General features: G+C 66.5%; 11 protein-coding genes. 8 read left to right on the forward strand and 3 right to left on the reverse strand.

All coding sequences use genetic code 11. The features are described 5' to 3' along the window. From IPV08_RS01745 to IPV08_RS01775, 7 genes are all read left to right on the forward strand, one after another. Positions 1 to 406, forward strand: a 406-nt coding sequence (locus IPV08_RS01745) for a transketolase C-terminal domain-containing protein (protein WP_281435310.1), incomplete at its 5' end; no start/stop codon positions are given. Between the two features lie 152 nt (positions 407 to 558). After that, positions 559 to 1,599 (forward strand): hopanoid-associated sugar epimerase, encoded by a 1,041-nt coding sequence (gene hpnA / locus IPV08_RS01750; RefSeq protein WP_207410428.1) that lies wholly within the window; start codon positions 559 to 561, stop codon positions 1,597 to 1,599. Then, positions 1,596 to 2,510 carry a squalene synthase HpnC gene (hpnC, locus tag IPV08_RS01755; RefSeq protein WP_207410429.1) on the forward strand — a complete coding sequence of 305 codons (915 nt, stop codon included), beginning with the start codon at positions 1,596 to 1,598 and terminating at the stop codon, positions 2,508 to 2,510. Before hpnA ends, hpnC begins: the two co-directional genes overlap by 4 nt. Beyond that, positions 2,507 to 3,361 carry a presqualene diphosphate synthase HpnD gene (gene hpnD, locus IPV08_RS01760; RefSeq protein ID WP_207410431.1) on the forward strand — a complete coding sequence of 285 codons (855 nt, stop codon included), beginning with the start codon at positions 2,507 to 2,509 and terminating at the stop codon, positions 3,359 to 3,361. Before hpnC ends, hpnD begins: the two co-directional genes overlap by 4 nt. Beyond that, entirely contained in the window at positions 3,361 to 4,677 is a 1,317-nt protein-coding gene (gene hpnE / locus IPV08_RS01765) for a hydroxysqualene dehydroxylase HpnE (protein WP_207410433.1), read from the forward strand. The genes hpnD and hpnE overlap by 1 nt, the downstream gene beginning before the upstream one ends. A 37-nt stretch (positions 4,678 to 4,714) precedes the next feature. Beyond that, positions 4,715 to 6,712 (forward strand): squalene--hopene cyclase, encoded by a 1,998-nt coding sequence (gene shc, locus IPV08_RS01770; protein WP_207410755.1) that lies wholly within the window; start codon positions 4,715 to 4,717, stop codon positions 6,710 to 6,712. A 155-nt stretch (positions 6,713 to 6,867) separates the two neighbouring features. Continuing rightward, on the forward strand, positions 6,868 to 7,575 hold the full coding sequence (locus tag IPV08_RS01775) for a phosphorylase (protein ID WP_207410435.1): 708 nt from the start codon (positions 6,868 to 6,870) through the stop codon (positions 7,573 to 7,575). Positions 7,576 to 7,673: 98 nt separating this feature from the next. Here IPV08_RS01775 and hpnH read toward each other — a convergent pair whose 3' ends face one another. Continuing rightward, complete coding sequence (gene hpnH / locus IPV08_RS01780; RefSeq protein WP_018044393.1) at positions 7,674 to 8,837, reverse strand: adenosyl-hopene transferase HpnH; 1,164 nt, start codon at positions 8,835 to 8,837, stop codon at positions 7,674 to 7,676. A gap of 763 nt (positions 8,838 to 9,600) precedes the next feature. Between hpnH and IPV08_RS01785 the strand changes: the two genes are divergently transcribed. Then, positions 9,601 to 12,267 carry an MMPL family transporter gene (locus IPV08_RS01785; protein WP_207410437.1) on the forward strand — a complete coding sequence of 889 codons (2,667 nt, stop codon included), beginning with the start codon at positions 9,601 to 9,603 and terminating at the stop codon, positions 12,265 to 12,267. A 104-nt stretch (positions 12,268 to 12,371) separates the two neighbouring features. Here IPV08_RS01785 and hpnK read toward each other — a convergent pair whose 3' ends face one another. Beyond that, positions 12,372 to 13,211 (reverse strand): hopanoid biosynthesis-associated protein HpnK, encoded by an 840-nt coding sequence (hpnK, locus tag IPV08_RS01790; RefSeq protein ID WP_207410756.1) that lies wholly within the window; start codon positions 13,209 to 13,211, stop codon positions 12,372 to 12,374. A 489-nt stretch (positions 13,212 to 13,700) separates the two neighbouring features. Then, positions 13,701 to 15,137 (reverse strand): hopanoid biosynthesis associated radical SAM protein HpnJ, encoded by a 1,437-nt coding sequence (gene hpnJ / locus IPV08_RS01795; protein ID WP_056423872.1) that lies wholly within the window; start codon positions 15,135 to 15,137, stop codon positions 13,701 to 13,703. Positions 15,138 to 15,145: the final 8 nt, after the last annotated feature.

Below are 15,145 nucleotides of genomic sequence, written 5' to 3' on the forward strand. Positions count from 1 at the left end.
GCGGGTGGCGCTGTTGAGCCTGGGCACCCGTCTGGGCGAAGCCTTGAAGGCGGCGGATCTGCTGGAGACGGCGGGGATCGCCGTGACGGTGGCGGATGCACGCTTCGCCAAGCCGCTCGACGAGGCCATGATCCTGGATCTGGCGGCGAGCCACGAGGTCCTGATCACCCTGGAAGAGGGCTCGGTCGGCGGTTTCGGGGCTATGGTGCTGCATCTCCTGTCGGAGAAGGGCGCGCTCGATGCGGGCCGGGTACGGGTACGGACGCTGACGCTGCCGGACACCTACCAGGACCACAACAGCCCCGACACCATGTATGCCGAAGCCGGCCTCGACGCCGACAGCATCGTCCGCACCGTTCAGGCTACCCTGCCCGAGCAGAAGGCCGGACGTCTGCGTCTCGCCTGACCTCCGGCCCCTGGCGTGTGGCCGCGCACGGAAGTCTCCGTGTGTGGCCGCGCTGCGCTTGTTCGCCTCGCCTATCGATGAGAAAAGACCGGGCATAATGCCGGTTCGTATCGGCGCGTCTTCCTGTGCAATCTCCTGACCCTACGAGAGAAATGACAGAGGCCACCTCCTCCGGCAGGTTCGACGAGAACCGTTACGAAGCCGGCCCGGTTCTCATCACCGGAGCGAGTGGGTTCCTCGGTGCCGCCCTCGTGGACGTGTTCCGCAAGGCCGGCTTCTCCGTGCGGATCATGGTGCGGGCCTCCTCCCCGCGCACCAACCTCGTCTGGAACGATGTCGAGATCGTCGAGGGCGACATGCGCGATCGCGCGTCGGTCGCCGCCGCTCTCGCCGGCCAGCGCTACCTCGTCCACGCCGCTGCCGATTACCGGCTCTGGGCGCCGGACCCTGAAGAGATCGTCCGCACCAATCGCGACGGCGCCATCATCCTCATGGAGGAGGCACTGAGGGCGGGGATCGAGCGGATCGTCTACACATCCAGCGTCGCCACCATCAAGCCGCATGACGACGGCACGCCCGCCGACGAAACGCGTCCTCTCACCCCCGGCACGGCCATCGGCGCCTACAAGCGCAGCAAGGTCGTCTCCGAGCGCGTGGTCGAGGAGATGGCGGCGCGTAACGGCCTGCCCGTGGTCATCGTCAACCCGTCGACGCCCATCGGCCCCCGCGACGTCAAGCCGACCCCCACCGGGCGGATCATCGTCGAGGCGGCCCTCGGGCGGATGCCCGCCTTCGTCGATACCGGCCTCAACCTTGCCCATGTGGACGACGTCGCCTACGGCCATCTCCTGGCCCTGCGCCATGGCCGCACCGGCGAGCGCTACATCCTGGGCGGCGAGAACGTGCTTCTGTCGCAGATGCTCGCCGACATCGCCGGCATGGTCGGCCGCAAGGCGCCGACCATCAACCTGCCGCGCGCCGTGGTCTATCCTATTGCGTTCATCTCCGAACAGATGGCCCGGATCACCGGCAAGACGCCCTTCGCGACCATCGACGGCATCAAGATGTCGCGCTACCGCATGTTCTTCACCGATGCCAAGGCACGGGCCGAACTCGGCTATTCCGCGCGGCCCTACCGCGAGGGGCTGTCGGACGCCCTCGGCTGGTTCCGCCAATCGGGGTATCTGAAGTGACCGCAACCCTCGACAGCGCGACGGAAGCGCGTTCGGGCAAGGGGCACAAGGACGAGAACTTTCCCGTCGCCTCCCACCTGATCCACCCGAAGAATCGCGGCGCGATCCTGGCTTTCTACGATTTCGTGCGTGCGGGCGACGACGTCGCCGACCACGCCGAGCTGTCGCCCGAGCGCAAGGTCGAGCTTCTCGACGAACTCGCCGACGCGCTGACCGGCAAGGGGCCCTCCGACCGTGAGGCTGAGCCGCTGAAGCGGGAACTCGCCGCGCGCGGCCTTCCGGCCACGCATGCCCTCGAACTCCTCGACGCCTTCCGCCTCGACGCGCGGAAGAACCGGTATGAGGATTGGGACGACCTCATCGCCTATTGCCGTCTCTCAGCCATGCCCGTGGGCCGCTTCGTCCTCGACATCCATGGCGAGGACCCGGCCGTGGTCTGGGGGCCGTCGGACGCGATCTGCGCCGCGCTCCAGATCATCAACCACCTGCAGGATTGCGCGAAGGATTATCGCCGCAACGATCGGGTTTACCTGCCGCGGGACGTGCTGGAGCGCCACGGCGTCTCCGTGGACGCGCTCGCCGCCGACGAGGCCTCCCCTGCCCTGCGCGCGGTCATCCGTGAACTCGCCGAGCGGACCATGCTCCTCCTCGACGAGGGCGCGGTGCTGCCCGACCTGATCGACGACCTGCGCCTGAGCCTCGAGATCGCGGCGATCCACCGCCTCGCCGTGGTGCTCACGAAGGGGCTGCTCACGCGCGACCCGCTCTCCGAGAAGGTCCATCACGGCAAGGCGGGCTTTGCCCTGACGGCTCTGGGCGGAATCGCCTCGACCCTGGCGCGTCGTCCGTTCCGCTCGCGCATCCTGCGCCGACAGTCCACGCGCGTCGCGAGCCAGGGAGCGCAGTCATGAGCGCCACCGCATCACCCGCCCAGGAACCCGCAATGGCGCAGGACGCCGCCCTGCCGGCCGCCGGGTCCTCGTTCTACACCGCCATGCGGCTGCTGCCGAAGGATCGCCGGGAGGCAATGTACGCGGTCTACGCATTCTGCCGTTCGGTGGACGACGTCGCCGACGATGGTGGTCCGGCGCCCGTCCGCGCGGCCGAACTCGACCGCTGGCGCGCCGAAATCGATGCTCTTTATGCCGGAAACCCGGCTCCGCGCGTGCGCGACCTCGTGGTACCCATCCGCCGCTACGGATTGCTGCGCGAGGATTTCCAGGCGGTCATCGACGGCATGGCGATGGATGCGTTCGAGGACATCGTCGCTCCCGATGAGGCCACCCTCGATCTCTATTGCGACCGGGTCGCCAGCGCGGTCGGGCGGCTGTCCGTGCGCATCTTCGGCCTGCCCGAGGCCGATGGCATCCGCCTCGCCCATCACGAGGGCCGCGCGCTGCAGCTCACCAACATCCTGCGCGACATCGACGAGGATGCGGAGCGCGGCCGTCTTTACCTGCCGCGCGAGAAGCTCGCCGCCATCGGCCTTACCGATCCGACTCCCCAGGCCGCCATCGCCCATCCCCGCATCGGCGAGGTCTGCATCGCCGTGGCGAGGGAGGCGGAAGCCCATTACCGCGACACCTGGACGATCATCGACCGCAATCCGCGCAAGGAGACGAAGGCCCCTCGCCTGATGGCGGCGGCCTACCGGCTCTATCTCGACGCGGTGCTGAAGCGCGGCTGGGCCATGCCCCGCGCGCGCGTGAAACCCTCGAAGCTCGCCCTGCTGGGCGTCGCGCTTCGTCACGGGATCCTGTGATGACGGGACAACAGACCGGAACGGTTCACGTCGTCGGCGCGGGGCTCGCGGGCCTTTCGGCCGCCGTGTCGCTCGCCGAGCAGGGGCGCCGCGTCATCGTGCACGAGGCCGCCAAGCAGGCGGGCGGGCGCTGCCGCTCCTACTATGATTCGACGCTGGGCCTGACCATCGACAACGGCAACCACCTGTTGCTGTCGGGCAACCGTTCGTCCCTCGACTTCTTGAAGCTGGTGGGCGCCCCCGCCGATGCCCTGACCGGGCCGGACGAGGCTGAATTCCCCTTCGCCGACCTGAAGACCGGTGAGCGCTGGACCCTTCGGCCGAATGCCGGGCGGGTGCCGTGGTGGGTGCTGCAGGCGTCGCGGCGGGTGCCGGGCAGCCGGGCGATGGATTATCTCGCGCCCCTGAGCATACTCCGGGCCGCCTCGGGCAAGGCCCCCGGCCGTGCGGGCACGATCGGTGAGCGCATGGAATGTTCCGGGCCGCTCTACGAGCGCCTCTGGCATCCGGTGCTGCTCGCCGCCCTGAACACCGATCCGCAGGAAAGCGATGTCGGCCTCGCCGCCACGATCCTTCGCGAAACCCTGGGCGCGGGCGGCGCCGCTTGTCGGCCCCTCATTGCCGTCGGCGGCCTTTCGGTCGCCTTCGTCGATCCCGCCTTGTCGTATCTGGCCAAGCACGGCGCCGAGATGCGCTTCGGCCGTCGCCTGCGCGGCCTCGGCGCCGATGCGGGTCGGGTCGATACCCTGTTGTTCAACGACGAATCGGTGACGCTCGGTCCCGATGATTCGGTGGTGCTGGCCCTGCCGCCGTGGGTCGCGACCGACCTGATCCCAGGACTTTCGGCTCCGCAATCCTACCGCTCCATCGTCAATGCTCATTTCGCGATCCTTCCTCCACAGGGCTTGCCGTTATTGCTCGGTGTGGTGAACGGTCTGACGGAATGGCTGTTCGCCTATCCGGATCGACTGTCGGTCACCATCAGCGGTGCCGATCGCCTGCTGGATATGCCGCGGGAAGACTTGGCGAAGCAGATCTGGGCTGAGATCTCGACTTTGACCGGACTTGCACCGGAACTGCCAAGCTGGCAGATCGTCAAGGAGAAACGGGCGACCTTCGCGGCGACGCCCGAAGAGGCCGCGCGGCGCGCGAGTGCCGTGACGGCCCACGACAATCTCGTCCTGGCGGGCGACTGGACCGCGACCGGCCTGCCATCGACGATAGAGGGAGCGATCCGTTCGGGAACGACGGCCGCGCAAGCGCTCCTTAAAGGCGCGCCTGCGCGCCGTGAAGCTGTGACGCGCGGCGCGGCGTGAGGAAGGGGCCGCGTCAGGCGGCACTGAGGCGAGGATGATGCGAGAGGCATTCAAGAAGGTCGAGACGCTCCAGCGTCCCAAGACCCAGGAGATTTCCCTGGACGACGTCGAGCATGGAGTCATGCGGGCGACGCAGGCCCTGACGAATCTCGTCCATGCGGACGGGCATCTCTGTTTCGAACTCGAAGCGGATGCGACGATCCCCTCCGAATACATCATGTTCCACCAGTTCCGGGCGACGACCATTCCGCCCGACCTGATGGCCAAGATCGGCAATTACCTGCGCCGGACGCAAGGAAAGCATGGCGGGTGGTCGCTGGTCCATGACGGGCCGTTCGACATGAGCGCCAGTGTGAAAGCCTATTACGCGCTGAAATTCGTCGGCGACTCGATCGAGGCGCCCCACATGCGTCGCGCCCGCGAGGCGATCCTCTCGCGTGGCGGTGCCGCAAATTCCAACGTGTTCACCCGGTTCCTGCTGGCTCTGTTCGGCGAGGTGCCCTGGCGCGCCGTGCCGGTGATGCCCGTCGAGATCATGCATCTGCCGAAGTGGTTTCCCTTCCACCTCGACAAGATCTCCTATTGGGCACGCTGCGTGATCGTGCCCCTGCTGGTGCTGCAGGCGAAGAAGCCCCTCGCCAAGAACCCGCTCGGTCTCGGCATTCCCGAATTGTTCGTGACGCCGCCGGAGCATGTGCGCTCCTGGCCGGGCAGCCCACATGCGACCTGGCCCTGGACGCCGATCTTCGGCGCCATCGACCGGCTGCTGCAGGTCACGCAGGATTACTTCCCGAAGAAGCGCCGTCAGCGCGGCATCGACAAGGCCGTTGCCTGGACGAGCGAGCGCCTCAACGGCGAGGACGGCCTCGGCGCCATCTTCCCGGCCATGGTCAACACTGTGCTCATGTACGAAGTGCTCGGCTATCCAGCCGATCACCCGCAGGTGCTGATCGCCTGCGAGGCGGTCGAGAAGCTAGTCGTGGTCAAGGAGCACGAGGCCTATGTCCAGCCCTGCCTCTCGCCGGTCTGGGATACGGCCCTGGCCGGTCACGCGCTGCTCGAGGCCGGCGGCCCCGATGCCGAGCACCAGGCCCGGCGCGGGCTCGATTGGCTGCGTCCGCTCCAGGTGCTCGACATCAAGGGTGACTGGGCGGCCGGCCGTCCCAATGTCCGCCCCGGCGGCTGGGCGTTCCAATACGCCAACCCGCATTTCCCCGATCTCGACGACACCGCCGTGGTGGTGATGGCGATGGACCGGGCGATGCGCCAGCACGGTCTCGTCGCCGACGTACCGGATTATGCCGTCTCCATCGCCCGCGCGCGGGAATGGGTCGAGGGCCTGCAATCGAGCGACGGCGGCTGGGCGGCGTTCGACGCCGACAACAACCATCATTACCTCAACAACATCCCGTTCTCGGATCACGGTGCCCTCCTCGACCCGCCGACCGCCGACGTCACGGCCCGCGTCGTCTCCATGCTGTCGCAGCTCGGCGAGACCCGGGAGACCTCGAAGGCCCTCGATCGCGGCGTGAAATACCTCCTCGACGATCAGGAGGAGGATGGCTCCTGGTACGGGCGCTGGGGGATGAACTTCATCTATGGCACCTGGTCGGTGCTCTGCGCGCTCAATGCCGCCGGCGTCGATTCGGCCTCGCCGGAGATCCGCAAGTCGGTGTCCTGGTTGATCCGCATCCAGAACCCCGATGGCGGCTGGGGCGAGGATGCCTCGTCGTACAAGATCGATCCGGCCTTCGAGCCCGGTTATTCCACCGCGTCCCAGACCGCCTGGGCCCTCCTCGCCCTGATGGCGGCGGGCGAGGCCGACGATCCGGCGGTGACGCGCGGCATCAACTACCTGACACGGACGCAGGGCGCGGACGGGTTCTGGTCGGAGGAGCGCTATACGGCGACCGGGTTCCCGCGGGTGTTCTACCTGCGCTACCATGGCTACCCGAAATTCTTCCCGCTCTGGGCCATGGCGCGCTACCGCAACCTCAAGCGTAGCAACACGCGGTCTGTCGCCTACGGGATGTAGGCTCTCTTCGACCCTCTCCCCTCTATGGGAGAGAGTGCCTGCGGAGCATGCGGGAGGGGGGCCTCTCCGGAAACGTCGCTCCCCTCTCCCGACCCTCGCTGACGCGAGGGCCACCCTCCCCCGCAGAGGGGGAGGGAGTGCTGGCTGGACATCCCATGCTCCCCATCCTCGTCGTCACCGGACTCTCCAAGGAGGCTCGGCTTGCCGCCGGCCCTGGAATCGAGGCCGTGGGAGCGGGTGGATCTCCGGAGCGCCTTCGTGCGCTGCTCGCCCTTCGCCGGGAGCCCGGATGTCGTGCCGTGATCAGCTTCGGCATCGCGGGAGGGCTCGATCCGTCGCTGGTCCCAGGCGACGTGGTGATCGCCACCGGCATTGCCGATGAAACGGGACGCCGCGAGACCGACGCCGCCCTGCGCGACGCGATTCACTCCGCCCTGTCGAGAGCCGATCTGACGACGCACTCGGCGGACCTCGCCGGGGTCGACGCAGCGGTCGTGAGCGTGGCCGCGAAGGCCGAACTGCATGCCCTTACCGGGGCGGCGGCGGTCGATATGGAATCCCATGTGGCGGCGGATTTCGCGGCTCGCCACGGCATTCCGTTCGCCGCAATCCGCGTGGTCTGTGACCCGGCCGAGCGCGCTCTGCCCGCCTTCGTCACGACGGCACTGAAGCCGAACGGCGACCCCGACATCATCGCCGTTCTGACCGCCCTCGGTCGGAACCCGACCCATCTGCCGGCTCTGATCCGTCTGGCCAGGGATTCTGGAAGAGCCTTCGCCGCTCTGGCTCGCTGCCGTCCTGGCCTCGTGCCGGACTTCGATGAGCCCGGCGCACGACGCTCTGCCGGTAATGCCGCGCGATAGCTGCCCGCCGTATTCAATCGATACGACTAACGAAAAGCCCCGCGATGCTGCTGCATCGCGGGGCTTTTTATTGACGCAGGAACGGCTTCCGCGTGGCGTCAGGCCGCCGTGCGGTTGCGGGCCTCACGCTTGGTGTCGACGCCCGAAGCTTTGATCTCGGACAGCTTCTGCGCCACGTTGCGCGAGAACACGAACTCGGCCGGGCGCTGGTTCTCGAGGCTGACCTCGGGAGCCATCTCGCCCTCGGTCTTGATCCCACGGATGGCGTGGATCAGTGGCTTCCAGGGCTTCTTCACGGAATCGACCACCGAGGAGGCCTCATATCCGGAATGGACCATGCAGTCGGCGCACTTCTCGTAATTGCCGGTGCCGTAGGAATCCCAGTCCGTCTCCTCCATCAGCTCCTTGAAGGTGGCGGCGTAGCCCTCGCCGAGCAGGTAGCAGGGCTTCTGCCAGCCGAACACGGTGCGGGTCGGGTTGCCCCACGGGGTGCAATGGTAGGTCTGGTTACCGGCCAGGAAGTCGAGGAACAGACCCGACTGCTGGAAGGTCCAGTTCTGGCGGCCCTTCTCCTTGCCGTGCCGGAACACGCCGCGGAACAGGTCCTTCGTGGCCTTGCGGTTCAGGAAGTGCTGCTGGTCGGGCGCGCGCTCGTAGGCATAGCCGGGCGAGACGGTGATGCCGTCGATGCCGAGCTTCGTCACGGTGTCGAAGAAGTCGGCGATCTTGTCGGCCGAGGAATTGTTGAAGAAGGTGCAGTTGATGGTGACGCGGAAGCCCATCTCCTTCGCCTTGGCGATGGCGGAGACAGCCTTGTCGTAAACGCCGCGCTGGCACACCGACTGGTCGTGCATCTCCTTGTCGCCATCGAGATGGATCGACCAGGTGAAGTACGGGCTGGGCTTGTAGTCCTTGATCTTCTTCTCGAGCAGAAGCGCGTTCGTGCAGACGATCGCGAATTTCTTCTGCGCGATGATGCCCTCGACGATCTGCGGCAGGTCCTTGTGGAGCAGCGGCTCGCCACCGGCGATCACGACCATGGGTGCGCCGCACTCGCGCACGGATTCCAGGGCGTCGGCCACGGGCAGGCGCTTGTTCAGGATCTCGTCCGGGTAATCGATTTTTCCACAGCCGGCGCAGGCGAGATTGCAGCGGAACAGCGGCTCCATCATCATCACGAGCGGGTAGCGCTTGCGACCGGTGAGGTGCTGCTTAAGAATGTAGCCGCCAATCTTCGCGACGTAACGGAGGGGAATACCCAAGACGCGGCTCCTTATTTTTGGCCCCGATATGATCGGGTGCATTACCGTGAAAAGCGGCGGAATTCCAGCGAACTAGGTTAGAACCACGGTCGATGGGGACGCCTTGGTGGGCGGACGGGACGTGTTTGAGCGATCCTGGGACAATCCAGCCACAGGTAGAGCGTGCCAGCCATAGGTAGAGCGTGGCACATTGGTCCAGGATGACGTCCGTCGCGCCATGATGACGGACCTTATCCCAAAGCACGGTGCTTTTTCCTAGTCGGTCAGGGTATGCCTGAACTGCGCCGGGCCGTGATCACGTCATCGGCATCACTCTGCCATGCGGCGCCCCGGGCATGTCCTAGCTAGGGTTTAGCCGTGCGCCGCAGCAAAGCTCATCCGCAGTGCGCGGACGCACCTCATCCCTTGAACCGGGCCCGATAACCCTGTCTCGTTGCATTTCTACCTGCGGATGACTACGGAAACGGTCGACCGCGAGGTGCTCCCACTGGTATGAGCGCGGTCGAGATTGGATATCTCGTCGGCACGACCCATCTGCGAGAAGCGGCGCGTCGCGGCGGTTCTCAAAGGAATTTCTGTCACGATCCTTGTCAGGAGCCTTTGGCAGGGACTCGTGGCCAGGGACTCGTGGATCGCGCCGACAGATGGTAACCGACATCCGGACCAAGACCGGTTCCACGTCGAACGTACCGGCCGTCCCACGCATCCGCGGGGACCGGCGGACTCATTCGGGCGACCGCGTCGCTAGGCAGGCAGGATACTTGTGATCGAACGTCTCGTCGCGTTTTCCGTCCACAGGCGCTGGCTCGTCATCACTCTCGTGGCGATTCTCACCATCGGAAGCGCAGCGCTCGGCGCGCATCTGTTCCGGATCAACACCGATGTCGAGCGTCTGATCGATAAGGACGTGCCCTGGCGGCAGGACGAGATCAATTACGAGAAGGCGTTCCCCCAACGGACCGGAACGCTCGTGGCGGTGATCGACGGCAAGACGCCCGAGGTCGCCGAGGAGGCGGCCGCCTCCCTCGCCAAGGCGCTGCTCGACCATCCCGAACAGATCGAGACGGTGTACCGCCCGGATGGCGGGCCCTTCTACGACAAGAACGGCTTCCTGCTGATGCCGCAGGAGGAGCTGACCAAGACCATGGAGCAGCTTGTCCAGCAGCAGGGGCTCCTCGGTCCGCTCGCGGCCGACCCGACCCTGCGCGGCGTCATGCGGGTGCTCGGCCTCGGGGCCAAGGGCATCAAGAGCGGCGATGCCAAGCTCGAAGACCTGGACGGTCCGATGACGCGGATCGACGAGGTGCTGCGTAAGGTGCTGGCCGGCGAGCCCGCACGTCTCTCCTGGCAATTGCTCCTCTCCGGCGGCAAGGCCCAGAGTACCGAGCTGCGCAAGTTCATCATGATCCAGCCGAAGCTGGATTATGCCGCGCTCCAGCCCGGCGCGGACGCGACGAAGCTCATCCGTGGCCTTGCCACCGACCTGAAGATCAACACCCTCGGCGGCCTCGATGCGGCCGACAATCCGCGCATGCGCCTCACCGGCCCGGTGGCCGTGGCGGATGACGAGTTCGCCACGCTCTCGGACGACGCGCTCCTCAATAACGGCGTCACCGTCGCGGCGATCGTGCTGTTCCTGTGGCTGGCCCTGCGCTCGCCGTCCCTGGTCACGGCGGTGATCATCACCACCTTCGCGGGTCTCATCGTCACCACCGCCCTCGGCCTCCTCATGGTGGGCGAGCTGAACCCGATCTCGGTGGCGTTCACGGCCCTGTTCGTGGGGTTGGGGATCGATTTCGGCATCCAGTTCGCCGTACGCTACAGGGCCGACCGGTTCGAGCAGCCCGATCTGTCGAGCGCGATCCGCGCCGCGGCGCGCGGGGTCGGCTGGTCTCTAAGCCTCGCTGCCATCTCGCTCCTGGCGGGCTTCTTCGCCTTCCTGCCAACCGCCTTCCGCGGCGTGTCCGAGCTCGGTCTCATCGCCGGCGTCGGCATGATCGTAGCGTATCTGTTCTCGCTGACCCTGCTCCCCGCCCTCATCGCCGTCTTCAAGCCCAAGGGTGAAGCGCGGGCGGTGGAGACGACCTGGCTGTCGGGCGTCGATCCCTGGATCATCCGGAACCGCAAGCTGGTGCTCATCATCGTCGGCGTGATCACGGTGGCGGGCATCCCGCTCCTGTTCAAGCTGCCGTTCGACTCGAACCCGATGCACCTGCGCAGCACCAAGGTCGAATCGATCTCGACCTATCTCGACCTGATCAAGGATCCCGAGACGAGCCCGAACCTCATCGACGTGATCGCGCCTTCGGTCGCGGCGGTGCCCGAACTCGCCGCCAAGCTGAAGGCCCTCCCCTCCGTCGCGAAGGTCATCGACATCGATACCTTCGTGCCGCCGGACCAGGACCAGAAGCTCGCGACCATCGCTGAGACGGCCGAGCTCCTCGGACCGATCCTCAATCCCATCCGCAAGCCGCCGCCGCCGACTGATGCGGATACGGTCAAGGCGTTGAAGGAGGCTGCCGCTGCCCTGAAGGGGATCGCGACGGGCAATGCCGGTGGCGCGAATGCCGCGGGCTCCCTGGCTGGTACTCTCGACGCACTCTCGACCGCGACCCCGCAGATCCGGGAGGCGGCGAACGTCGCCGTCACCACCGACCTGAAGACCCTGCTGGTCCGCCTTCGGAGCCTGCTGGCTCCGGAGAAGGTCACCCTCGACAACATCCCGCCGAAGCTGAAGGCCGAGTGGATCGCCTCGGACGGTCGGGCGCGGATCGAGGTGCATCCGAGCGGGGATGCCAACGACAACGTGGTTCTGCGCCGCTTCGCCAAGGAGGTGCAGTCGGTCGCACCCCACGCCACCGGTGCTCCCGTCGCCACGACCTCGTCGAGCTACACCATCCTCGGCGCCTTCGTTCAGGCGGCGCTGACGGCTCTGGTGGCCATCTTCATCATCCTGTCCGTGGCGCTGCGTAAGCCCTGGGACGTGGCGATGACGCTGGGTCCGCTGGTGCTGGCGACCTTGTGGACACTGATGGCGCTGCACGTGGTCGGCATGCCGCTGAACTTCGCCAACATCATCGCCCTGCCGCTGATGTTGGCGGTGGGTGTCGCCTTCCACATCTACTACGTCATCGCCTGGAGGGCGGGTGTCACCGACATGCTGGCCTCCAGCCTGACGCGTGCGATCTTCTTCTCGGCGCTCACCACCGGCACGGCCTTCGGTTCGCTCGTCCTGTCGAGCCATCCCGGCACGGCCAGCATGGGCAAGCTCCTGGCCCTGTCGCTGTTCTTCACCCTTGTCGCCGCCTTCTTCGTGGTTCCCGCCTTCCTCGGTCCCCCGCCGGAGCAGCCTGACCCGAACCGTCCTGAAGGCGACGAGGCCATGGCCGGCGTGAAAGCCCCGAGGCCGGAGCCGGTCTCGGCCAAATAAGCCGAGACTGCCGATCCTCGGATTTCTCGGGGTCACCAATGAGAAGGCCGCCGTCGCGTTAAGCGACGGCGGCCTTTTTCGTGTCCGTTCCTGCGATCGGACGGCTACAGGAAATCCGAGAAGCCGCCTCTGTCCGCGCCGACCTGCCTGATCGCGTCGATTGCCTCCGGCGAGATCAGGGCGTCACGCTCTGCCGAATAGGCGTAGCCCGGCGCCTCGCCGGGGAAGCCGCCGCGCGTGGCGGGATGGGTATAGAGCTCGGTCAACCCATCCGGCAGGTGCCGCAGGAGCCCCGCCACACGCTGCGGCGTCATCGCGCCGGACCATGCCAGGCCCAGAGTGCGGTCGGGGATCAGCAGGCCGGCCTGGCGGGCGCGAACCGCGAGGAGCCCGGCCCAGGGGGCGATATCGAGGGCGGGCTTCGGGGTCGCGCCGGGCTCTGCGGCGCGTAGCACGGCGCGGGGCTCGCGCGGCACCCGGATCGCCCGCATGCCGTATCCCCGGCCGATGGCCAGGACGCGCCCGGCGATGAGCGGATGCACATGGAAATGCTTGTGGGCGTTGACGTGGTCGAGGGGTAGGCCAGTGGTTCTGTAAGCTTCGAACTGCGCTGTGATTTCCGCTGAAAGCTGCCGCCGTGCCGAAGGTTTCACCGCGAGGTCGAGGCCGAGGCGACCCATGTCGCGTCGGATCAGCCCGTCCGCATCAACGAGGTCGGGCAGTTCGGCCGGGGGAAGCGTCGGCCAGGCCTCGACCATGACGAGGTGCAGTCCGACGCGGAGGGAGGGAAGGCGCCGAGCGCGGGCCACCGCGTCGGCCGCCGCCGGTGCCGAGACCATCAGGCTGGCAGCGGTGAGGATGCCCTCGCGATGGGCCTGCTCGACAGCCTCGTTCACTTCCCGGCTCAGGCCGAAATCGTCGGCGGTCACGATCAGGCGTTTCATGGCGGCCTTGGTCATGCTCGATGGTCCTCGTCGTTCGGGGGCTCGGGCGATGCGCCGGCGAAAGCATCGCGGCCGTGGTCCAGAGTCGCGCCGCCTTTCCCGCCCGAGAGGGCTTGAAGGAGGCGCAGGTTCACGAGCTCAGGGGTGCCCTTCGGCATCCGGTCGAACAACGTATCCCTCCCGCCGCCGGCCAGCCTCCGTCGCAGTGGGAACGGGCGAACGCCCGTGGCCTGCAGAGCCCGATTTAGACTGCCCGAAGGTCGGAACCGGAGAACGTTCGAGGCTGCCCAAACAGCAGAAAGGCGAACCCTTTCGTCGTTGACCGCGCCCGTACGAGCGCCGCGCCAAGGATCTAGAGCAGGCGGAGTGGGGTTGGAACCGGCTTTGCGAGCCCTGACCACCACCCGGCGGGCGCCTGAAACAAGAACGGCCGGGCGATGAGCCCGGCCGCTGGTAGTGACGTGCGATGAAGGTTGGGCGACCTGAGGATCAGGCGGCTTTTGACGTGCCGGTCTGACGCTCCTTGAGGAAGCGGTAGAATTCCACACCCTCGCGCAGGCGGCGCTTCATCATGTCGGGCGAGCGCACCATCTCGGAGACGATGGAGGCGATCTTCGGGGCGCGGAAGTAGAACTTCCGGTAGAATTCCTCGACCGCCGCGAAGATCTCGGAATGCGACAGGTGCGGGTAGTGTAGCGGGGCGATCTGTACGCCGTTCTCGTCGACGAGCTCGGCATTCTCCACGTCGAGCCAGCCGTTCTCCACGGCCTGCTTGTAGAGGAAGGTGCCCGGGTAAGGGGCGGCCAGCGAGGCCTGGATCGTGTGCGGGTTGATGCGCTTGGCGAAGGCGATCGTCTCCTGGATCGTCTCGCGGGTTTCGCCCGGCAGGCCGACGATGAAGGTGCCGTGGATGGCGATGCCGAGGTCGTGGCAATCCTTGGTGAACTTCTCGGCCACCTCGACGCGCATGCCCTTCTTAATGTTGTTCAAGATCTTCTGGTTGCCCGACTCGTAGCCGACGAGAAGCAGGCGAAGGCCGTTCTCCTTGAGCACCTTCAGGGTCTCGCGGGGCACGTTCGCCTTGGCATTGCACGACCAGGTCACGCCGAGCTTGCCGAGTTCGCGGGCGATCTCCTCGGCGCGCGGGAGATTGTCGGTGAAGGTGTCGTCGTCGAAGAAGAACTCCTTCGTCTGCGGGAACTCCTTCAGGCAGTACTTGATCTCTTCGATCACATGCGCGACCGAACGAGTGCGGTAGGTGTGGCCACCCACGGTCTGCGGCCAGAGGCAGAAGGTGCAGCGGCTCTTGCAGCCACGGCCTGAATAGAACGAGATGTAGGGGTGCTTGAGGTACCCGATGAAGTACTTCTCCATCTGGAGGTCGCGCTTGTAGACCGAGGTGACGAAGGGCAGCTGGTCCATGTCCGTCATGATTTCGCGGTCCTCGTTATGGACTACGACTCCATTGGCGTCCCGGTAGGACAGGCCCTTGATCTCGGACATCGGCGTGCCGTCGGCGACTTCCTTGACGGTGAAGTCGAACTCGTTGCGGGCACAGAAATCGATACACGGGGCCTGGGCCATGGCGCCGGCCGCGTCGACCGCGACCTTGGCGCCGATGAGCCCGGCGATGAGCTTGGGGTTGGCGGCCTTGAGAGCCTCGACGGTCTTCACGTCGGACTTGAAGGACGGCACCGAGGTATGCAGCACCACGAGGTCGAAATCGTTGGCCTGGGCCACGATCTCGGCGAGCTTGATGTTGTGCGGGGGGGCGTCGATCAGCTTCGAGTTCGGCACGAGGGCGGCCGGCTGGGCGAGCCAGGTCGGGTACCAGAACGACTTGATCTCGCGCTTGGCCTGGTAGCGAGAGCCCGCTCCGCCATCGAAACCATCGAAGGTGGGGGCCTGGAGGAAGAGCGTGCGCATGGGGTTCA

It is taken from the genome of Methylobacterium sp. SD274 (assembly GCF_017355285.1).
In the GTDB taxonomy this organism is placed as follows: Bacteria; Pseudomonadota; Alphaproteobacteria; order Rhizobiales; family Beijerinckiaceae; genus Methylobacterium.

Bases quoted from the DNA above. Each gene is read 5' to 3' on its own strand.
- hpnK (WP_207410756.1), bottom strand. From the start codon at position 13,211: ATGAAACGCCTGATCGTGACCGCCGACGATTTCGGCCTGAGCCGGGAA.
- IPV08_RS01775 (WP_207410435.1), top strand. From the start codon at position 6,868: ATGCTCCCCATCCTCGTCGTCACCGGACTCTCCAAGGAGGCTCGGCTT.
- hpnJ (WP_056423872.1), bottom strand. From the start codon at position 15,137: ATGCGCACGCTCTTCCTCCAGGCCCCCACCTTCGATGGTTTCGATGGC.
- shc (WP_207410755.1), top strand. From the start codon at position 4,715: ATGCGAGAGGCATTCAAGAAGGTCGAGACGCTCCAGCGTCCCAAGACC.
- hpnD (WP_207410431.1), top strand. From the start codon at position 2,507: ATGAGCGCCACCGCATCACCCGCCCAGGAACCCGCAATGGCGCAGGAC.
- hpnA (WP_207410428.1), top strand. From the start codon at position 559: ATGACAGAGGCCACCTCCTCCGGCAGGTTCGACGAGAACCGTTACGAA.
- hpnE (WP_207410433.1), top strand. From the start codon at position 3,361: ATGACGGGACAACAGACCGGAACGGTTCACGTCGTCGGCGCGGGGCTC.